16 protein-coding genes are annotated in these 19,726 nt (G+C 56.7%); 5 read left to right on the top strand and 11 right to left on the bottom strand.

All coding sequences use genetic code 11. The annotated features are described in order from the left end of the window. Window positions 1-975 (bottom strand): ABC transporter substrate-binding protein, encoded by a 975-nt coding sequence (locus AC6I8W_RS19340; RefSeq protein ID WP_497836283.1) that lies wholly within the window; start codon window positions 973-975, stop codon window positions 1-3. Beyond that, window positions 953-1,666 (bottom strand): ABC transporter ATP-binding protein, encoded by a 714-nt coding sequence (locus AC6I8W_RS19335; RefSeq protein WP_497836282.1) that lies wholly within the window; start codon window positions 1,664-1,666, stop codon window positions 953-955. Before AC6I8W_RS19335 ends, AC6I8W_RS19340 begins: the two co-directional genes overlap by 23 nt. Before the next feature lie 234 nt (window positions 1,667-1,900). Between AC6I8W_RS19335 and AC6I8W_RS19330 the strand changes: the two genes are divergently transcribed. Beyond that, window positions 1,901-3,121: an MFS transporter gene (locus tag AC6I8W_RS19330; protein WP_497836281.1), complete on the top strand. Its 1,221-nt coding sequence runs from the start codon at window positions 1,901-1,903 to the stop codon at window positions 3,119-3,121. A gap of 165 nt (window positions 3,122-3,286) precedes the next feature. Here AC6I8W_RS19330 and AC6I8W_RS19325 read toward each other — a convergent pair whose 3' ends face one another. Next, window positions 3,287-4,102, bottom strand: coding sequence for a TIM barrel protein (locus AC6I8W_RS19325; RefSeq protein ID WP_497836280.1), 816 nt, complete (start codon window positions 4,100-4,102; stop codon window positions 3,287-3,289). A 293-nt stretch (window positions 4,103-4,395) separates the two neighbouring features. Between AC6I8W_RS19325 and AC6I8W_RS19320 the strand changes: the two genes are divergently transcribed. Together AC6I8W_RS19320 and iolB are read left to right on the top strand one after the other, a co-directional pair. Continuing rightward, window positions 4,396-5,901, top strand: a complete 1,506-nt coding sequence (locus tag AC6I8W_RS19320; RefSeq protein WP_497836279.1) for a CoA-acylating methylmalonate-semialdehyde dehydrogenase — start codon at window positions 4,396-4,398, stop codon at window positions 5,899-5,901. Window positions 5,902-5,923: 22 nt separating this feature from the next. After that, complete coding sequence (gene iolB, locus AC6I8W_RS19315) at window positions 5,924-6,739, top strand: 5-deoxy-glucuronate isomerase (RefSeq protein WP_497836278.1); 816 nt, start codon at window positions 5,924-5,926, stop codon at window positions 6,737-6,739. Between the two features lie 68 nt (window positions 6,740-6,807). Here iolB and AC6I8W_RS19310 read toward each other — a convergent pair whose 3' ends face one another. The 5 genes from AC6I8W_RS19310 to AC6I8W_RS19290 are packed head-to-tail and all read right to left on the bottom strand — an operon-like array spanning window position 6,808 to window position 13,815. Then, window positions 6,808-8,829 carry a CocE/NonD family hydrolase gene (locus tag AC6I8W_RS19310; protein ID WP_497836277.1) on the bottom strand — a complete coding sequence of 674 codons (2,022 nt, stop codon included), beginning with the start codon at window positions 8,827-8,829 and terminating at the stop codon, window positions 6,808-6,810. Then, window positions 8,826-10,448 carry an ABC transporter ATP-binding protein gene (locus AC6I8W_RS19305; RefSeq protein WP_497836276.1) on the bottom strand — a complete coding sequence of 541 codons (1,623 nt, stop codon included), beginning with the start codon at window positions 10,446-10,448 and terminating at the stop codon, window positions 8,826-8,828. The genes AC6I8W_RS19310 and AC6I8W_RS19305 overlap by 4 nt, the downstream gene beginning before the upstream one ends. After that, the gene (locus tag AC6I8W_RS19300; protein ID WP_497836275.1) at window positions 10,445-11,275 is read right to left on the bottom strand and encodes an ABC transporter permease; all 831 of its coding nucleotides are present in this window, start codon (window positions 11,273-11,275) and stop codon (window positions 10,445-10,447) included. Before AC6I8W_RS19300 ends, AC6I8W_RS19305 begins: the two co-directional genes overlap by 4 nt. A gap of 3 nt (window positions 11,276-11,278) precedes the next feature. Next, on the bottom strand, window positions 11,279-12,226 hold the full coding sequence (locus AC6I8W_RS19295) for an ABC transporter permease (RefSeq protein WP_497836274.1): 948 nt from the start codon (window positions 12,224-12,226) through the stop codon (window positions 11,279-11,281). Then, window positions 12,226-13,815 carry an ABC transporter substrate-binding protein gene (locus AC6I8W_RS19290; protein WP_497836273.1) on the bottom strand — a complete coding sequence of 530 codons (1,590 nt, stop codon included), beginning with the start codon at window positions 13,813-13,815 and terminating at the stop codon, window positions 12,226-12,228. Before AC6I8W_RS19290 ends, AC6I8W_RS19295 begins: the two co-directional genes overlap by 1 nt. A gap of 193 nt (window positions 13,816-14,008) precedes the next feature. Between AC6I8W_RS19290 and AC6I8W_RS19285 the strand changes: the two genes are divergently transcribed. Beyond that, window positions 14,009-14,290, top strand: a complete 282-nt coding sequence (locus AC6I8W_RS19285; RefSeq protein ID WP_497836272.1) for a CBU_0592 family membrane protein — start codon at window positions 14,009-14,011, stop codon at window positions 14,288-14,290. A 123-nt stretch (window positions 14,291-14,413) separates the two neighbouring features. Here AC6I8W_RS19285 and AC6I8W_RS19280 read toward each other — a convergent pair whose 3' ends face one another. Both AC6I8W_RS19280 and AC6I8W_RS19275 read right to left on the bottom strand, forming a co-directional pair. Continuing rightward, the gene (locus AC6I8W_RS19280) at window positions 14,414-15,328 is read right to left on the bottom strand and encodes a LysR substrate-binding domain-containing protein (RefSeq protein ID WP_497836271.1); all 915 of its coding nucleotides are present in this window, start codon (window positions 15,326-15,328) and stop codon (window positions 14,414-14,416) included. A 107-nt stretch (window positions 15,329-15,435) separates the two neighbouring features. Next, complete coding sequence (locus AC6I8W_RS19275; RefSeq protein WP_013510847.1) at window positions 15,436-16,278, bottom strand: MurR/RpiR family transcriptional regulator; 843 nt, start codon at window positions 16,276-16,278, stop codon at window positions 15,436-15,438. A gap of 464 nt (window positions 16,279-16,742) precedes the next feature. Here AC6I8W_RS19275 and AC6I8W_RS19270 point away from each other — a divergent pair, with 464 nt between their 5' ends. Next, window positions 16,743-17,744, top strand: a complete 1,002-nt coding sequence (locus AC6I8W_RS19270) for an IS110 family RNA-guided transposase (protein ID WP_497835483.1) — start codon at window positions 16,743-16,745, stop codon at window positions 17,742-17,744. 39 nt (window positions 17,745-17,783) lie between these two features. On the opposite strand, the gene AC6I8W_RS19265 is transcribed toward AC6I8W_RS19270, so the two are convergent. Continuing rightward, window positions 17,784-19,697: a bifunctional 5-dehydro-2-deoxygluconokinase/5-dehydro-2-deoxyphosphogluconate aldolase gene (locus AC6I8W_RS19265; RefSeq protein WP_497836270.1), complete on the bottom strand. Its 1,914-nt coding sequence runs from the start codon at window positions 19,695-19,697 to the stop codon at window positions 17,784-17,786. Between the last annotated feature and the right edge of the window lie 29 nt (window positions 19,698-19,726).

The following is a 19,726-nucleotide window of genomic DNA, read 5'->3' as shown; positions in this document are numbered from 1 at the left end:
TTATTGTCCGAACAGCGTGGCAAAGCGTTTCAGCACCGCCGCGCGTTCGCTGCTGCCATCCTGATTCACCGGCAACAGTTTGATCTCGGTGATCAGTGGACGTTGCGCCTTAATATCGGTCCGCGCAGGCATCAGCCAGGCTTTCGCCACCTGCTGCTGGCCTTCATCCGACAACACATAATCGATAAAGGCTTTGGCATCTACAGCATGCTGGCTGGTTTTCAGGATCATCATGGGACGCGGGGCGACCACAGTGCCGTTTTCCGGGAAAATCACTTTGACCGCTTCGCCCTGCGCGATGTTGTTGTAGGTCACGTAATCCACCGCACCAAACACCGCCGCTTTTGCACCCTGCAACACCGGAGTCACCGCCTGGGCGTTCGGGCCGCTGATTACCATGCCGTTGGCTTTCAGTTGATCAAACAGCTGCCAGGCTTTTTCGCCTTCACCGTTCTGCAAACCAATCAACAAATCGAGGGATGCCCCGGAGAGCGCCGGATCAGGGGTGGTGACCAGATCTTTAAATGCCGTGCCGGTGAGGTCCTGCCAGGTTTTCGGTTCCGGAGTGTGGCTGTTGGTATTCCAGACGATGCCGAGTGCGGAAATGCCTTGTGCTACGTAAGCATCGGTTTTAAACGCTGTCGGGACGTGAGCCGCATTCGGGCTTTGGTAAGGTAGCAGCCAGCCACGTTGTTGCAGATCTTCGGCGGTATCCCAGGAGGCGGAGATCAGCACATCGGCCTGCGGATTCGCCTGTTCGGCTTCCAGGCGCGCCATTACTTTGCCGGTGGTGGCCTGGAAAATATTTACCTTAACCCCGGTTTGTTTTTCAAACCCGGCGGCGAGGCTTTTCGCCAGCGATCCCGGCCCGGCGGTGTACACCGTCAGTGCTTCAGCATCGTTTATCATCATCATGGCGGAGGTCAAAATCATCGCGCTGATGGCTCCTGTTTTAACAGACTTGAGAGATGGCATGGTTTTCCCCTGAGAGGTCAGTGACTGAAACAATCTGGCCCTGCGCCAGCTGGATAATGCGGTCGGCGAGGGTGTTGGCTTCCTCGCGGTCATGGGTGACGTAAACAGCGGTGATCCCTGCGGCGCGCAGCAACTGCGCCATATGCTGCGCGAGGGATTCGCGCAGATCGCGGTCGAGGTTGGACAAAGGTTCGTCGAACAGCAAAATCGCCGGTTGTGCCACCAGCGCACGCGCCAGCGCCACCCGCTGCTGCTGGCCACCCGATAACATCGCGGGTTTACGCTCGCCGAAGTCGCTCAGGCCCACCTGGGCCAGTGCGGCTTGTGCCTGATCCAGCGCCACGGCTTTTTTTATGCCGCGCATACGCAGCGGAAAGGACACGTTTTGCGCCACGCTCATATGCGGCCACAGCGCGTAATCCTGAAACACCATGCCGAGGTTGCGTGCTTCCGGCGCGGTGCAGTGCGTGGCTGAGGCGACACATTGATCGCCGATCCAGATTTCGCCGGAGCTGGGTTGTAGCAAACCTGCCAGCAGTTTCAGCAGCGTGCTTTTGCCACAGCCGGAGGGACCGAGCAGCGCCAGCGTTTGCCCGGCCGGAATGGTCAGGGAGAGATCGTGCAGAATGGTCAGGTTACCCGCTGACCAACTGAGGTTTTTCAGTTGGATGGGTTGCGCGACACGCGTCATCGCCCACCTCCCGTGCAACACAGGAAGCGGTCAAACGCCACGCGCACCCGATGGTTTATCAGGAGCGTCATCAGATTGTTATCCTCTTTGGGATTTCACTGGCGGCGAGTCTACGGTGGCGATATGACGAAATGATGACCAAATATCATCAGAGGCTATGATGCGCCAGGGGATAAAAGGCGTATAGTAAAGGTTCTGTTATAAAAACTTCGTCAAACACGAGCGCAATTACTCATGCCTGACCAGCCTGCCGCGGAACCTGCTTTAACGCCTTTCCGTCTGAATTTACTGATCCTCTCCATCGTGATGTTCAACTTTGCCAGTTATCTCACCATCGGTTTGCCGCTGGCGGTGTTACCCGGTTTTGTCCATGACGGACTGGGCTACAGCGCCTTCTGGGCCGGGCTGGTGATTAGCCTGCAATATCTCGCCACGCTACTCAGTCGCCCCCATGCCGGACGCTATGCCGACCAGTGGGGACCGAAAAAAGTGGTGGTGATCGGCCTGTTCGGCTGCTTTATCAGCGGGTTATGTATTTTACTTTCGGCGTTGACCGAAAGCTGGACGGTGCTCAGCCTTGGGTTGCTTTGTCTCGGCAGGGTGATTCTCGGTATCGGCCAGAGTTTCTCCGGCACCGGCACCTCGCTGTGGGGCGTGGCGCGCGTCGGCTCGTTACATATTGGCCGGGTGATCTCGTGGAACGGTATCGTCACCTACGGGGCGATGGCGATTGGTGCGCCGCTCGGCGTGGTGATTTTCCGTAGCGGCGGGCTGTTGCTGCTCTCCGGGGTGATCATTGCTATCTGTGTGCTGGCGATTGCGCTGGCGTTGCCGCGTGCGCCGGTGAAAGGCAGTAAAGCCAAACCGCTGCCGTTCCGCGATGTGCTGGGCAAGATTTACGGTTTTGGTCTGATTCTGGCGATGGGATCGGCGGGCTTTGGCGTGATCGCCACCTTTATCACCTTGTTCTATCAGGATAAAGGTTGGGATGGTGCGGCATTCGCCCTGACGCTGTTTAGCGCTGCCTTCGTCGGCACTCGTTTGCTGTTTCCCAACGCCATCAATCGTCTCGGCGGTTTGCGGGTTGCCAGCATCTGTTTCGCGGTGGAGGCGGTGGGTCTGTTCCTGGTGGCAGCGTCGTTTGATCCCTGGATGGCGAAAGTCGGTGCGTTCTTTACCGGAGCGGGTTTCTCGTTAGTGTTCCCGGCGATTGGCGTAGTGGCGGTCAAAGTGGTGCCGCAGCAGAATCAGGGCAGCGCGCTCGCCACCTATACCGCGTTTATGGATTTATCGTTGGGGATCACCGGGCCGATTGCCGGTTTTATCATGAGTTACGCGGGCGTACCGTTGGTCTACTTTCTCACCGCGTTGTTGGTGTGTCTGGCGCTGGTATGTACCTTGCGGATGAGCCGACGTCAGCCTGCCACGCCGGTAGTCGAAATCAAAGAGAATTAAAAAGAGGCCTCCGACCGAGGCCAATCACTACAAAGTTGTGTCAGAGACACAGATAAGGGTAGGGCAGACGGAGGCAGCGGATGCCTCCCGGATAGATATTCGTAGCGGCGCGATTTATCGCGCAAGTTTTAAAAGACGCGCGATAAATCGCGCCGCTACGAGGGGTCAGGCTTGCAGCAATTCGATACTGGCGCGGATTTCACGTTCGATATCTTTGGCGCTCCACTTCGATAGTTCCGAAGAGAAAGGTTCAAAGGCGTAGATGCCCTTGTAGCCGAGCCGCTCCAGACGTTTCACCTGCGCCACGCTATTCAGCACATCTTTATCGCTCAGCATGATGCGCTCTTCATCGGTGAGCTGCGCCGTCGGACGACTATCCTCGACACCAGACAGATGCACCAGCCCAATCTGATTCACATCAATCTCCTGAGGGAACTCCAGCTCGGCGTTCTCGTACAGATGATGATGGAAGGTATCCAGCAGCAGTTTGAACGGCACCTGCGCATCGCGGATCAGCTGCTGGGTTTTCACCGCCGAGCGCAACGAACTGACCGGGAAACCGAGCGGCTCCACCAGTCCCTGAATACCGTAATGTTCAAAGCGTGGAGCGAGGGTTTGCAGCGCCGCCAGCGTCTGTTCCGGGGAGATGGCGATCCCTTCATTCAGCGGACACATCACCAGCGCTTTGGCACCGATCTGTTGCGCTTCTTGCAACAGGACTTCGGTTTTCGCCAGCAGCGTGTCATCAACACGGTTGAACGGATAGAGCGCGTTAATGGTTTCGATTTCGATGTGATATTTGTCGGCTAACGCGCGCAATGCGGCGGCGCTGAGGTCATCGGTCACTTTGCCGCCCGGCATATCGTTACGCAGTTCGACTTTATTTAATCCCAGACGCTGCACCAGTTGGAAGAAGGCTTCCAGCGATAACGTCGGGGCAATTTTACGGTTAATACAGAAACGGGTGGGATCGATGGCCATGCTGCGGCTCCTGTAAGGGGATGCGGGTAAGATGGAGCCAAAGAAAACATTTATTTCATTGTTAGTGAATTATGAAATACCAGATATTGGATCTGCCTCGCAAAAATTTCATATTTCGTTTTGTATACCTGATCTCTACGGCGGGTATCGTGGATGTGGCGGGCGGAAAAATGCGATCCAGTCCGCTAAAAGGAAATTTTCCAAAAAGAAATATTTGAAAAATTTATTTCATTGTAATAGCTTCATATCACGCTTTTAGTTCTCGCTGGTTTACATATTAAAGAGGCAACGACATGAACATCGTAGGAAACTTTATCGGCGGCCAGATTACCCACAGCGCCAGCAACGAAACTATCCCTGTTTACGATCCGGCGACCGGCAAAGTAGTACGTGAGCTGACGCAGAGCACCTCGGAAGAAGTTGCCCAGGCGATTGAAGTCGCTCATGCGGCCTTCCCGGAATGGTCGAAGACCTCTCCGCTGCGTCGTGCCCGTGTGATGTTCAACTTCAAAGCGTTGATGGAACAGCACCGTGAGGAGCTGGCGGCGCTGATTGTCTCTGAGCACGGCAAAGTGTGGTCCGATGCGTTGGGTGAGCTGACGCGTGGTATTGAAGTGATTGAGTTTGCCTGCGGCATTCCGCACCTGATCAAAGGTGAAAACTCGCCGAACGTGGGTGGCGGCGTTGACAGCTACTCGCTGATGCAGCCGGTAGGCGTGGTGGCGGGGATCACCCCGTTCAACTTCCCGGCGATGGTGCCGTTGTGGATGTTCCCGATTGCGTTGGCCTGCGGTAATACCTTTATTCTCAAGCCACCGGCGCTGGATCCGTCCGCTTCAGTACGCATGGCGGAGCTGCTGAAAGAAGCCGGTCTGCCGGATGGTGTGTTCAATGTGGTTCACTCTTCCAACGAAGATGCCGAACAGCTGTATAAAGATCCCCGTGTTGCGGCGGTGAGCTTCGTCGGGTCTTCCGGCGTGGCGGAGCATATCTACAAAACTGCCAGCGCCCACGGTAAACGTGTCCAGGCATTTGGCGCGGCGAAAAACCACGCCATCGTGATGCCGGATGCGGATCTCGATGCCACCGTGAACGCCATTATGGGCGGCGCGTTCGGTTCTGCCGGTGAGCGTTGCATGGCGCTGCCGGTAGTGGTGGCCGTGGGTGAAGGTACGGCTGATAAATTGATTGCGCGTCTGACGCCGCTGATCAAGGCGCTGCGCGTCGGTCCGGGCATCCAGAAAGGTGCGGAAGAGAATGAAATGGGGCCGGTGGTGTCTGCCGCGCACCAGAAAAAAGTGCTGGGCTATATCGATAAAGGTGAGCAGGAAGGCGCGAAACTGGTGGTTGATGGTCGTAACTATCAGGTACCGGGCCATGCTGAAGGTTACTACGTGGGCGGCACGTTGTTCGACAACGTGACCTCAGACATGACCATCTGGCGTGAAGAGATTTTTGGACCGGTACTGAGCATCATGCGTTCACCGGATTTCAACAGCGCGCTGCAACTGGTGAACAGCCACGAATTCGGCAACGGCAGCGCCATCTTCACCAGCAACGGTCACACCGCACGTGAGTTTGTGCAGGATGTGGAAGCTGGCATGGTTGGCGTTAACGTCCCGGTGCCCGTTCCGATGGCGTTCCACAGCTTCGGTGGCTGGAAACGTTCGGTGTTCGGCGCGCTGAATGTGCACGGTCCGGATGGCGTACGTTTCTACACCCGGATGAAAACCGCCACCGTGCGCTGGCCGAGCGGTCAGCAGACGGTGTCTGAATTCAGCATGCCGACCCTGGGTTAATGAGCCAACGGAGGAGATGGGGATGTCACTACTTGCGAAAGCGCAGCAGCCAGACAGCAATGGTCGTATCCAGCACGTCACGCCGGAAAGCGCGGGCTGGGGATACGTCGGCTTTGATGCGTATCTGCTGAAGAAGGGACAAACGCTGAAACTCAGCAGCGATGATAAAGAGCTATGCCTGGTGCTGGTGGCGGGGTTTGCCTCGGTGAAAACCCGTCATGCTGAGTTCCCGAATCTGGGTAAGCGTCTTTCACCGTTTGAGCGTATTCCACCGTATGCGGTTTATGTGCCGCATAACGATGAGGTGGAAGTCTATGCCGATAGCGATCTGGAGCTGGCGGTGTGTAACGCCCCCAGCCAGGGCAACCTGCCGGCGCGTCTGATTGCGCCAGAAGATGTCGGGGTTGAGCATCGTGGTAAGGGACGCAACCAGCGTCTGGTGCATAACATTCTGCCGGACAACCAGCCTGCTGACAGCCTGCTGGTGGTGGAAGTCTACACCGACGAAGGCGCGACCAGTTCTTATCCGAGCCACAAACACGACCAGAAAGACAGCCCGGACGAAACCTATCTGGAAGAGACCTATTATCACCGTTTCGATCCGGAGCCGGGTTTTGCCATGCAGCGTGTCTACACCGACGACCGCTCGCTCGACGAATGTATGGCGCCCTACAACCGCGACGTGGTGACGGTGCCGCGTGGCTACCATCCGGTGGCGACGCTGGCAGGGTACGACAATTATTACCTGAACGTGATGGCGGGGCCGGTGCGTTTGTGGAAATTTACCTGGGAGAAAGATCACGCCTGGGTGAATAGCGACAAGTATCCGCGCAGTTGATTGCGTGATGAATCACGCCGCTACAATGGGGGCAGGTATCTGTAGCGGCGCGATTTATCGCGCTTTTTTTAACGTTTAATCCGTCGATCCCAACGGCGATTAAACACCGCTTCGCCGTTATGCTGCACCTTCATCTCGCCGCTGATGATGAAATGCGTCAAATCGCTACGCATCTCCAGCACGATATCGGTTTCTGTCCACCAACCTTCCCGGCCAATTTTCATGCTCTGCGTCAGCAGGTAATGGGCTGACAGCGGATCATCGTTATGGCAGGTCAACTGGCGGCGCAGGCTGTGATCGACGGTGGTATCGATATCGTCAAAACGATATACGCCTTCACCGAATACCCCACCGATACCGTGAGTGATACTTTCCCAGCTGTCGTTGACCACGTCATACCGCAACTCGCGCTCCACGCGTCCCGGCGACAGCAATGTCAGCGGCGTATTGGCGGCGGTGGCCGGTTGCGGGTTGGGACCGGCAATCGGTGTTACCTGACGACATACCGGCAGGTCGAGCGTGGCACTCGCCAGATTCACCTGCAGGGTGGCGACTTCCGCCATCGGCCAAATCATCGGCCAGAAGGTGGTAGCCAGCGAAATACGCAGACGATGTCCGGCGGCAAAGCGCCAGGCGATGCCGTCCAGTTGCACCTGCACATCCACCACTTCACCCGGCGTCAGCGGCACGTTTTTATCCTGCCCCTGCAAATGGCTCAGGTTAACCCAGCCGTGCGTGACGCGGGTTGAGGCACCATCCGGTGCGACATCGGAGAGACGGACATACAGCATTGCTGCTGGTTTGTCGCTGCTCAGTTTTACGCTGAACTGTGGGAAACCGTAAATGCTCAGGCTTTCACTCAACGGCGCGCTGTCAAAACTCTCTGCCAGCCCGTCATCCATACGTTGGTCGCTCGGGCTTTCACCCAGTACGCCCGCGCCCATCCACTCACCGGCAAACAGGCCGTGATTTTGCTGGGTGCAGATGGCTTGCCAGTTCTCCTGTGCCAGCGGTGTGATGCTCAGGATGCCGGGTTGCACATGCCAGCGTTGTGGCTGCGTCACCTCGTCGGTATCGCCATCAAGGCCGATCCACTCGCCAAACGCCTGGGGACGTTGTGAACCAGGACGCTGGCTGTCGTTCAACCATGCCTGCACGCGCGGGCCAGCCAGCGCGTCATTATCCACCTGCTTCAGCCAGCGATCCCACCAGGTGACCGCTTCCTGGAGAAAACCAATCGCCGGTTCCGGGGTGCCATCCTGCGGGTAAATATGCGCCCACGGGCCGATGATCGCCTTGCGTGGCACCTCGAGGTTGTCCATCAGACGGAACACCGCGTTGCTGTAGGAATCAGCCCAGCCGCCGACCGCCATCACCGGACACTGAATCGCCGACCAATCCTCTCCGACCGAACCGTGTTTCCAGTAGGCATCTTTCAGCGGATGATCCATCCACAGTGCCGGGAAGAACGGCATGTTTTCCAGCCGATTCAACCAGTCCTGATACCAGCTTTCGCCCAGCAGCGCCGGGTCCTGCGGACGGCTCTGGTATGCCAGCATGATGCCGCCCCACCACAGGTTGTCATTCAGCAGGCAGCCACCTTTGTAGTGGATATCGTCGTTATAGCGATCGTCGGTGGAGCACACGGTAATGATGGCTTTCAGCGCAGGCGGACGGCGTGCCGCCAGTTGCAGGCAGTTAAAGCCCCCCCAGGATTTACCCATCATGCCGACGGCACCGCTGCACCAGGATTGCTGGCTAATCCAGTCGATCACTTCCAACGCGTCTTCCTGTTCCTGCAACAGATATTCATCTGCCAGCAGGCCGTCTGACTCGCCACTGCCGCGCATATCGACGCGCAGCACCGCATAACCCTGACCCGCGAAATAACCGTGCATCGGCTCGTCGCGGGTACGTGTCCCATCGCGTTTGCGATAGGGGATGTATTCGAGAATGGCAGGCACCGGCTGCTGGCTGGCGGAAAGCGGCAGCCACATGCGTGCGGCAAGGCGGGTGCCGTCTTTCAGGGTAATCCACAGATGTTCCGTCACGCTGACGCTGTGGGGAAATTGCGTTACGAAGGTTTTCATGAGGCTCCTGCCATGACGTTGTTCTGACGCTGACCCAGCACCTCATCCAGCCAGGAGGTGCGCATTTCCGGTACTGAGGTCAGTAGTTTTTCGGTGTAGCTGTGCATTGGTGCGCTGAACACCTGCTCGGTCGGTCCCTGCGCCACCACGTTGCCCTGATACATCACCGCCACCTGCTGCGCGATGCGCTTCACGGTGCTGAGATCGTGGGTGATAAACAGGTACGACAAGCCCAGTTGTTCCTGCAAACGGCGCAGCAGATTCAGCACTTCTTCCGCCACCAGCGGATCGAGTGCGGAGGTGGCTTCGTCACAAATGATCAATTCCGGCTCGGCGGCCAGCGCGCGCGCGATGCAGACACGTTGTTTCTGACCACCTGACAGCGCGGAGGGGTAGCGATCCATCAGGGTGAGCGGCAGCTCGGTCAGACGCAGCAATTCTTCCACACGCGCACGGACCTGGCGCTTATCCAGTCCGAAATAGAAGGCAATCGGGCGACCAATCGCTTCGAGGATGGTCTGGCGTGGGTTGAGCGCCACATCCGGCAACTGGTAAATCATCTGGATGCGGCGCAGCGTTTCTTTGTCACGCTGCTGATAACGGTTCGGCAGCACCTGTCCGGCAAAGCTGACATTACCGGCGGTATCACCCAACAACCCGCACAGCGCGCGCGCCAGGGTGCTTTTACCGCTGCCGGATTCGCCGATGATTGCCAGGGTTTCGCCTTTGGCAATGCTCATCGACACGCCGTGTACCACGGTTTTCCCGTTGTAACCGGTGGAGAGATTTTGCAGCGTCAGCAGTTGCCCCTGTGCCACGTTTTCGGCGTGTACCGCCGTCAACGCATGAGCACGCTCCGACACCAGCCGTTGGGTATAGCTTTCCAGCGGATTTTGCAGGATGTCAGCGGTGCTGCCGCATTCCACTTCGCAGCCCTGACGCAGCACCATGATGCGGTCAGCAATTTGCGCCACCACCGCCAGATCGTGGGTGATGTAAAGCGCGGCGGTATTGAACTCGCGTACCAGCTTGCGCAGCATCACCAGCACTTCAATCTGGGTGGTGACATCCAGCGCGGTGGTGGGTTCATCCATCACCAGCAGGTCAGGTTTGCAGGACATTGCCATCGCCGCCATCGCGCGCTGCAACTGGCCGCCCGACAACTGATGCGGATAGCGTTGGCCGATGGTATCCGGCTCCGGCAAATCAAGGGCGCGGAACAGCGTCACCGCCCAGGCCTGCGCCTCGGCAGCGTTCATCAGACCGTGACGAATCGGGCCTTCGCATACCTGTTTACCGATGGTCAGCGCCGGGTTAAACGCCGCAGCGGCGCTTTGCGCCACATAGGCCACGCGTCTGCCGCGAATGTCGCGTTTCTCTTTGCTGGAAAGCGGCACGATATCCTGCCCGGCGATACGCACCTCGCCACCGGCAATACGGCAGCCGGAGCGCGCATAGCCCAGCGCCGCGAGGCCAATGGTGGATTTACCGGCACCGGATTCACCAATCAGCCCCAGCACTTCTCCGGGTTTCAGGCTGAGGGAAATGCCCTGCACCAGCGGAATGCCTTGCTCGGTTTCAATGCGCAGATCGCGCATTTCCAGAATCGGTTGCATCATCCTTCTTCCCCCAGCGAGAGGTTGTTACGCACCAGCAGCCAGTCAACCACCAGGTTGACACCAATGGTCAGCAGGGCGATGGCGGCGGCCGGGTAGAGTGGAGCCAGTTGGCCGAAGTTAATCGCCTGGGCGTTGTCACGCACCATGCTGCCCCAGTCGGCCCACGGTGGCTGAATACCCAGACCGAGGAAGCTCAAACCAGCAATAAACAGGAAGGTGAAGCAGAAACGCATGCCAAACTCCGCCAGTAGCGGGGGAATGGCATTCGGCAAAATCTCCTTACGCACGATCCAGCCGAGACCTTCACCGCGCAGACGTGCCGCTTCGACATATTCCTGGCAGACAATGCCCTGCGCCACCAGACGCGCCAGACGATAGACGCGGGTGGCATCCAGCAGGGCAATGGTGCCGACCAGCACCGGGATCGAGGTGCCGAGTACCGACAACACAATCAGCGCCAGAATCAGCACCGGGATCGACATCAGGGTATCGACGATACGCGTCAGCACCACATCTACCCAGCGGCCATAAATGGCGGCGGTGAAGCCGGTGAGAATGCCGATCACAAACGAGATGGCGGTAATTGCCAGCGCGATGGCGATGGTGGTGCGAGCGCCAAACAGAATACGCGACAGCATATCGCGGCCAAGGCTGTCGGTGCCGAGCGGCAGTGCGCCGGAGGGTAGCATCCAGATATCGCCCACCTGCGCAGTTTCGCTGTGCGGTGCCAGCCACGGCGCAAACAATGCGGCAATTAAGTTAATGGCGATGATCGCCAGACCGAGCATGGCGGAAATCGGCACCGCGCGGTTTTTAAGTTTTTTCATCGCTTACCTCGCGTGGCGCAGTCGTGGGTTACACCAAATCGCCAGCAAATCGGCGGCGGTGTTGAGCAGAATGTAGGTACCGCCAAACAGCAGTCCGCAGGCCTGCACTACTGGCAGGTCGCGCTTGGTCACCGCATCTACCATCAGTTGCCCGATGCCCGGATAAACAAACACCACCTCGACCAGAATCACGCCAACTACCAGATAGGCAAGGTTGAAGGCGACGACGTTGATGATCGGTGCCAGCGCATTCGGCAGCGCGTGGCCCAGCACTATGCGCCAGCGCGACAGGCCTTTCAGCAACGCGGTTTCGATATAGCTGCTCGACATTACCGCACCCACGGAGGCGCGGGTCATCCGCAGCATATGCGCCAGCACCACCAGCACCAGCGTTAGCATCGGCAGGGTGCAGGCATACAGGCGTGCGAGGAAACCGGCATCGGGGTCGACCAACGCCAGGCTGGGAAACCACGCCAGACGGATGGCGAAGAAGATCACCAGCACGTAGCCCACGAAGAACTCCGGTACGGAAATACTCAGCAACGTCAGCGAGTTGGCTACACGATCAAACCAGGAACCGCGCCACACCGCCGAGGCGATGCCGAGCAGCACCGCCAGCGGAATGGCGATGACGGCGGCATAACCGGCGAGGAACAGCGTGTTCGCCAGGCGCGGCAACAGCTCCGCGCTAATCGGCTGATTGTTCGCCAGTGAGTTGCCGAGATCGCCGTGCAGTACGCCGCCCAGCCAGTGCAGGTAGCGCCAGATGGCAGGCTGATCCAGCCCGAGCTGCGTGCGCAGCGCGGCGATGGTTTCCGGCGTGCCGTTTTGTCCCAGAATCGCGCTGGCGACATCACCAGGCAGCAACTCCGTCCCGACAAAAATCAGCAACGACACCAGCCAGAGCGTGAGTAGGCCCAGCAGCAGGCGATGTAAAATCTGCTTTTTCATTACGACTCCAGCCAGACGCGTTCAGCCAGGCGACCACCCATAAAGTTGAACATCGGATGTGGCTTCACACCGCCCAGTTTTTTGCTGGTGGCATCCAGGTAGTCACCGAACAGCGGGATCATCGCACCACCATCATCGCTGGCGATTTGCTGCAATTCACCATAGATCTCAGCACGTTTCTGCTCATCCAACAGCGAACGCGCCTGAATCAGCAGGCTGTCGAATTTCTCGTTCTTCCAATGGGTATCGTTCCATTTGGCGGTGGATTGCCATGCGGTGGAGAACATCTGGTCAGCGGTGGGACGTCCTCCCCAGTACCCCATGCTGAACGGTGCTTTCATCCATACGTCGTCCCAGTAACTGTCGGCGGGCTGACGTTTGATACTGACCTGAATTCCGGCCTGAGCGGCCTGGCCCTGGAACAGCGCCGCGGCATCGAGCGCACCGGCGAAGGCGGCATCCGAGGAGGAGAGTTCTACCGGCAGGCTGCTCAGCCCAGCTTTCTTCAAATAGAATTTCGCTTTGTCGGCATCGTAGGCGCGCTGCGGCAGCGCTTTGTTGAAGAAGCGATCGGTTTTCGGGATCGGATGGTCATTGCCGAGGGTGCCGTAGCCACGTAGCACGGTCGCCAGCAGTTTTTCACGATCGATACCGTATTTAATCGCCATGCGTACGTCGTTGTTATTAAACGGTGCAACGCGGCAATCCATCAGGAAGGTAAAGTGCTGGCCGCCCGATGAACGGATGATGTTCAGCGCCGGGCTGCGTTTCAGGAAATCAACGGTTTTGAAATCCACGCGGTTGATGGCGTGAACCTGGCCGGAGATCAGCGCATTGGTGCGCGCGGTGGCGTCGTTAATCACCAATACTTCGACTGCATCAACAAAGCCACGATTCGGTTTCCAATAGTTCGGGTTGCGTTTGAAGTATGAACGCACGCCGGGTTGGTATTGGTCGAAGACAAAACCACCGGTGCCGATCGGGTGCTTCCAGTCGGTGAAACCGTCCGGTACTACCACCAGATGGTAATCCGCCAGCAGGTAAGGTAAGTCGGCGTTACCGCTGTCCAGCGTCAGGGTGATTTCGTTATCACCGCTTTTTTTCAGCTCGGTAATGCTTGCCAACTGGGTTTTGATGGCGCTGCGCGACTGATCACCGCGATGCAGGTTGATGGAGTAGAGAATATCTTCCACCGTCAGGGTCTTCCCGTTATGGAAGGTGACACCCTGGCGTACTTTAAAGGTCCACTCCTGTGCGCCGGGTTTCGCCGACCAGCTTTCCAGCAGCTCAGGCGTGGCCTTGTTGTTCTCATCAATTTCGATCAGGCCGTTCATCAGCATATAAGCCTGGTTGAGCGGCACCCAGTCGCTGAACAGCGTGGGATCCAGTGAATCGCTGGTATTGCCGCCGGACATGCCGAGTTTCAGCACGCCGCCTTTTTTCGGGGTAGCCTCAGCCGCAAAACCGGCGAAAGGAGAAAGTGATAATGCCGTACCTGCACCAATCAGCGCAGCAGTATTGATAAATGAACGGCGGCTTAAATTCGCGCCCTGAAGATATTTGTTAAATTTGTCCTGCTCGTCTTTCATTTATTTTTCTCCGTTGTTATTCGCCCTGTTTTACTAATCACCTGAGCCTTAGCGCAGTTATTTCTGATTTATATCAAAACCAATAAAACCTGAGGTATGAGATTTTGGTATCAGACTATGCGAAAAACGCGCAGCAGAACACCCACAAAAAAGATAATTTCCTTTGCACCAGGCAACACCAGGGAAAATGCATGTGGAACTGCATACGATAGTTGGGCTAATTGGCGTTTTTTGTTACTTACTGGCTTACGCACTGGTTCAGTTGCGTAAATTAGTCATTGATTCAGATGTTTACGCGTGTCTGAATATCGCCGGAGGGGTTTGCGGACTCTATTCACTGAGTCACGACTTTAATTTGGCGATGGTGATTTCCCAGACGATGTGGTTAATTTTTACGCTGGTTGGTATGCATTCTTCGCACCGTCGACGTGGCGCGATAAAAAATAAACTGCCACCGATGGATACCCAACAATAAAGAAAGGGAAATAGCGGAATAGGTTTTTATTTTAAATATAAGAAAAACCTATGACGTGATATTAATTTACTTATGTTTTGTATAAGCGGTGATGTGGCAAATAATCTGCTGCATCACCGTTTTTTATACTGGCAACATTTCCGTCTGATGTTGATGCTGGAGCCAGCCTATAACATGGCGCACAATCGGCTTAAGATAGCGGTCCTGCGGGATCAGCAGAAAACATTTGCCGTTGGCGGCCAGCTTCCCGGCATGTGCGGGCACCAGCTCGCCCCGGTTGAGATGATCCTGCACTAAGCCCTCCCAGCCGAGTAATATCCCGTCACCACGCAACGCTGCCTGCACCAAAAACGGATAATTATTCGCCCGCCAGGTTTGGCGTGGTACAAAATTCAGCACCTCTTGCGAGGCAAACCAGTCACTCCAGCCTGTCCATTCACGTTGTGGATCATCCTGAATGAGCAGCATTTGGTGCAGTAACGATTCGGCTGAGGCATTGTCCTCCAGTCGCGCCCGAAATTCAGGGGCGCACATCGGATAACAGATTTCATCAAATAGCGGGGTGGCCTGAAAACCCGGCGGCGCTTCGCGCAGATAGAAGATCGCCAGATCAAACTCCGACGAGCGCATATCGGCGAAGCTGTCAGAGATCTTCATGCGGATTTGCAGATCGGGCAATTCATCGTGCAGTGCGGAGAGACGCGGGGCTAACCATAGCGATCCCATCGCGCTGGTACAGGCAATCGTCACCTGTGGCAGGCCATTCCAGCCCATCACTTCAGCGGTGGCATGGGAGAGCGCGGAAAGTTGCTGACGCACCTGAGTGGCATAGGCTTCGCCGCGCGGCGTGAGTAACACGCGCCGTTGGGTGCGGGTAAAAAGTTTGCAACCGAGCATCTCTTCCAGCTGCAAAATCTGGCGGCTGGTGGCGCTTTGCGTCAGGTTAAGTTCTTCAGCCGCGCGCGAAATATTGCCGTAGCGCGCCACACACTCGAAGGCGATGAGGGTGTTGAGGGGCGGTAAAGGTTCGATCTGCATCAATCCTGCCTCGGTGCGGGGGAGAATGCGCCGCCACAGCGGTCGCGATCCTCACACACTAACCATCGCGGGGGAGGCTGGCAAGCGTCTCGCTACCAGCCGGAGGCTCAGGCTTTTTCGACGTTATTCAGGGCCAGAGAAACCGCGAGGGTTTGCGCCAGACACAGAGATGCCACCTGTGAACGGAAGCCATCGACCTGTGCTTCGCGTACCACAAAGCACACGTCGCTGAAGGCCGCCAGTGGGCTGACCTGGCTATCGGTGATGGCGATTTGATGTGCGCCGCGCTTGGCACCCAGTTCCACCAGTTCCACCGCCTCACGCGCGTACGGAGAATAGCTGATGGCAATCACCACATCTTTCGGGTTCACCATGCTCAACTGCTCGGTGAACATACCGCCGAGGCCATCAATCAGGAACGCCCGACGCTCCAGATGACGCAGCGCATACACCAGATACGACGCCACGCTGAACGAGCGGCGCAGACCAATGATGTAGATATTCTCTGCTTCATTCAGCATCTTCACCGCTTTGTTGAGCTGGTCCGGGTTGACCTGCATCGCCAGCTGTTGCAGCGCCTGGCTGTTGACCATGGTGAAGACGTTAAGGATTTCGACCGGGCTTTCCGGTGAAGAGGCGCTGTCGTCGGTGGCGGTCTGACGGAACAGGCGGGCACGTTCGGTGTAGTTCACCGTTTCTTCCATCAGATGCTGACGGAAAACCTGTTTCATCTCGTTAAAACCACTGAAACCAAAGGCGTTGGCAAAGCGGATCAGCGTGGAGGGCGGTACATCCGCCTGCTGCGCGATAGATGCCACGGTGTCAAAAGCGATGCTGTTGCTGTTATCAAGGATATAACGCGCCACCTGCTTCAGGCGTTTACTCAGCGTCTCATAACGACGACGAATGTCGTCCTGTAACAAAGTCAGTTGGGTGGGGTTATTGGTCATTACTTCGGCCTGCTAATAAGAATTATGGCTGGATAATGAGCGCTATAGTACCAGATGGATGGAAAATTTCATTTGTTTGACAGCATCGTGACGGTTATTTCATCGGTTTATGAAACGCCTCACAAAATGCAGGGGGTAATTGTCGCGGCGCGATTTATCGGGCGATGTCATACGCGCGGTGAGAAACCCCCGCGCGATAAATCGCGCCGCTTGTATGTTTGGAGGGTCAGATTATGATTTCCCTGAAATCAGTTCTGATAACCGGGAAGCCGTGCGCCGCTGGAAGCAGCTTTTACAGTGACTTCGTACGTAGAGTGGCTCCCGCCTCCTTGTTCAGGCCGAAGAGTACCAGGAAGCTTTCTCTCGCGAGACTGACTTCGCATTACAAGGCAGGCTGAACAATCTCAGATGACGAGGTCGGGAACCGGTTAACAGTTTACGCTATTTTGCCTTCCGGAGGCCACATGACCTGTTTTGCCGGGATCGATATTTCTGCCAGAACCTTTACCTTTGCCGTACGCGTTAACGGTAAAACAACGCTGGTTTCTGAGCTTAATCAGACACCTGAGGACTATCAGGCTTTTGCGAAAAAGCTGATATCGCTGTCCCCCGAACGCATCGTTATGGAAGCAACCGGTGTCTACCATTTTGACCTTGCGGTGGCTCTTGTCCGTGCCGGGCTGCCCGTCTGCGTCATTAATCCCGCCAGTTATCACCACTATGCCGCCATGCGCCTGAACGCTGCCAAAACTGACGCCCGTGATGCGGTACTGCTGGCTGAATATGGAGAAAGCATGAGGCCTGCACTCTGGCAGGCTCCGGATGATGACTGCATGGCGTTGCGCGATATCGCCCGCATGATGACGCGAGCCGTTCAGTCCCGGACACGTTCAAAAAACCGTCTTCATGCGCTGGAAACCCGCGCCGGAACTGCCGATGTCCTGCTGGAGCTGGAAGAAGAAGACGTGGAATATTACAGCCGTAAGGTAGAGAAGCTGCACGCGCTGGCGCTGAAAATCATCGCGAAAAATAGCGCCCTGAAAGCGGCGTTCATGTGCCTGTGTTCAGCCAAAGGCGTCGGAGAGACAACGGCCATTACTGTACTGGGCGAGCTGAGCCTGCTGCCCCGGGATATGAAGGCAAATCAGGTAAGCCGTCATGCGGGCCTGCATGTGAGGCAGAGCCAGTCGGGCAGCAGCGTGAACCGTCCGGGACGTCTGGGTAAAGCGGGCAACGGTCATCTGCGTAGGGCGCTGTATATGGCCGCGCTGAGTGCTGCGCAGCATGAACCCCGCGCCGCGATGTTTTATCAGGGGCTGATAAAAAGAGGTAAGAAGAAAATCCAGGCGATATGCGCAGTAATGCGGAAATACCTGACCGGCTTATGGAGCTGTATAAAGCACGGTCAGGATTTTGATTCAGCGAGACTTTTTAGTACCAAGCATCGGGAAAGTGTTGATGCTTAACAGAGTATCTACGTTCATGCATTATGCAGGCATTGAGGTTCAGCTGCGTGCCACGCGCCAGTACTCGATCAGCCGCAGATAGTTGCCTTTGACCGTCTCAATCAGCGCCTGGTCATCCAGCTCCCCCTGCAACCACTGGCGTGATGGCTGGCCGAAGATGGTGCGACCGACGGCAAAGCCTTTCACCCACGGTGCCTGGGCCGCAGCAGCGAAACCGGCTTTCAGTTTCTCTTCCGGCGCGTCGAGGCCGAGCAGTAGAATGCCGCGGCAGTGAGGATCCTGCTGTTCAATCAGGGCGCTGACCGCCTGCCAGGTTTCTGCTGACAACGGGGGTAATTTCCACCAGTCCGGCTGAATGCCGAGGCTGTAGAAGTGGCTCAGCATATCGACATAGTAAGACTCTTGCTTGTCCGGGTTGCTCTCCGGCAGAATCACTTCCAGCAGCAGCTCGTGCCCGCTCTTGTTACACCCCTTCCAGACATCCAGAATCAGGTCGTCCTGCTCTTTGCGAAGTTCTGCGCTGTCATGCGGATGGTAAAACACCAGACATTTCACCACGTGTTCTTGCGGCCAATCGATCAACTGGGATCCGATATTGCCATGCTCCAGACGCAACGGGCGTGAACTCGGTAACTCAATCGGGCGGCCAATCCACCAGCCTTTCCCGGTGATGGCGTTCAGCGCTTTCTGGCCATAGGTGGTATCCGCGAGGATGCCGCTTTTGCTGTCGAGACCGGCCTGCTGGGATGCCTCTTGCGCCGCCTGCAACAACAGCAGCTTAAGTTGCGGGATGCGGCTTTCATCGACACCCGCTTCGCGCGCCATATCGGCGAGTTGTTTGCGATGGTCGAAGGCGAACACATTCAGCTCTGGCCATTCACGGGTGCGCGAGGTGACACGATGCAGATGATTAAGACGGGTATCGAGATCCGGGCGTTTAACGTCCTGATCACGGCTGAGGAAATCATCCAATTCCTCTTTGGTCGGCATCGCCGGGGCGCAACCGTGGCGTGACACCACCAACGCACCGCAGGCATTAGCGTAGCGACACGCCTGCGCCCAGCCTTCATCGTTCAGCCAGCCACGCAGCAGGCCAGACATAAAGGCGTCACCTGCACCGAGTACGTTCAGCACTTCCACGCGTACACCGCTGTGCAGCTCGGTTTGTTCCCAGCTATCCGGGATGTCACCCTCAAATACCACACAACCCAGCGGCCCACGTTTACATACCAACGTCGCCTGGCTGGCCTGACGCACATTTTTCAGTGAAGTCAGGGTATCGGTGCTGCCCCCGGCAATATGAAACTCTTCTTCTGTTCCGACAATCAGATCGAAATAGTGCACCACTTCCTGTAGCTGTTTTGTCACCTGGCTGGATTCAATGAAACGCGTTTCACCGTCGCCGAGTGAGGTCAGACCCCACAACACCGGACGATAGTCGATATCCAGCGCAGTGCGCAGGCCGTTACGTTTCGCGATATCCAACGCTTTCAATACCGCAGAACGGGTATGAGGATGCGACAGGTGGGTGCCGGTTACCGCCACTGCACGTGAGGAAGTGATGAAACTTTCCTGAATATCTTCCGGCACCAGCCCCATATCCGCGCAGTTGTCGCGGTAGAAAATCAGCGGAAAGGTCTCTTCATCTTTGATCCCGAGGATCACCAACCCGGTCAGGCGATGTTTATCGGTGATCAACCCCTCGGTGTTGCAGCCCACGCGTTGCAGGGTTTCACGCAAAAAGCGGCCATTATGCTCGTCCCCAACGCGTGCCAGCATGGCCGATTTCAGACCCTGGATAGCCGTGCCATAGGCGACGTTGCCGGAAGATCCGCCAAGGTATTTGGCGAAGGAGCTCATATCTTCCAGTCGCGATCCAATTTGCTGACCGTAGAGGTCGACGGCGATGCGTCCTATACAAATCACATCAAGCCGCTTCTGTTGTGTACTCATACCTGTGGTTTCCTTCTGTGATAAGCAGA

The sequence above is a fragment of the Pantoea sp. X-Soil-TKNS-1211 genome, assembly GCF_059730495.1.
Note: the sequence above shows the minus strand (reverse complement) of the source record. Positions and strands in the feature narration are given on the sequence as shown.

Bases quoted from the DNA above. Each gene is read 5' to 3' on its own strand.
- AC6I8W_RS19340 (WP_497836283.1), bottom strand. From the start codon at position 975: ATGCCATCTCTCAAGTCTGTTAAAACAGGAGCCATCAGCGCGATGATT.
- AC6I8W_RS19335 (WP_497836282.1), bottom strand. From the start codon at position 1,666: ATGACGCGTGTCGCGCAACCCATCCAACTGAAAAACCTCAGTTGGTCA.
- AC6I8W_RS19330 (WP_497836281.1), top strand. From the start codon at position 1,901: ATGCCTGACCAGCCTGCCGCGGAACCTGCTTTAACGCCTTTCCGTCTG.
- AC6I8W_RS19325 (WP_497836280.1), bottom strand. From the start codon at position 4,102: ATGGCCATCGATCCCACCCGTTTCTGTATTAACCGTAAAATTGCCCCG.
- AC6I8W_RS19320 (WP_497836279.1), top strand. From the start codon at position 4,396: ATGAACATCGTAGGAAACTTTATCGGCGGCCAGATTACCCACAGCGCC.
- iolB (WP_497836278.1), top strand. From the start codon at position 5,924: ATGTCACTACTTGCGAAAGCGCAGCAGCCAGACAGCAATGGTCGTATC.
- AC6I8W_RS19310 (WP_497836277.1), bottom strand. From the start codon at position 8,829: ATGAAAACCTTCGTAACGCAATTTCCCCACAGCGTCAGCGTGACGGAA.
- AC6I8W_RS19305 (WP_497836276.1), bottom strand. From the start codon at position 10,448: ATGATGCAACCGATTCTGGAAATGCGCGATCTGCGCATTGAAACCGAG.
- AC6I8W_RS19300 (WP_497836275.1), bottom strand. From the start codon at position 11,275: ATGAAAAAACTTAAAAACCGCGCGGTGCCGATTTCCGCCATGCTCGGT.
- AC6I8W_RS19295 (WP_497836274.1), bottom strand. From the start codon at position 12,226: ATGAAAAAGCAGATTTTACATCGCCTGCTGCTGGGCCTACTCACGCTC.
- AC6I8W_RS19290 (WP_497836273.1), bottom strand. From the start codon at position 13,815: ATGAAAGACGAGCAGGACAAATTTAACAAATATCTTCAGGGCGCGAAT.
- AC6I8W_RS19280 (WP_497836271.1), bottom strand. From the start codon at position 15,328: ATGCAGATCGAACCTTTACCGCCCCTCAACACCCTCATCGCCTTCGAG.
- AC6I8W_RS19275 (WP_013510847.1), bottom strand. From the start codon at position 16,278: ATGACCAATAACCCCACCCAACTGACTTTGTTACAGGACGACATTCGT.
- AC6I8W_RS19270 (WP_497835483.1), top strand. From the start codon at position 16,743: ATGACCTGTTTTGCCGGGATCGATATTTCTGCCAGAACCTTTACCTTT.
- AC6I8W_RS19265 (WP_497836270.1), bottom strand. From the start codon at position 19,697: ATGAGTACACAACAGAAGCGGCTTGATGTGATTTGTATAGGACGCATC.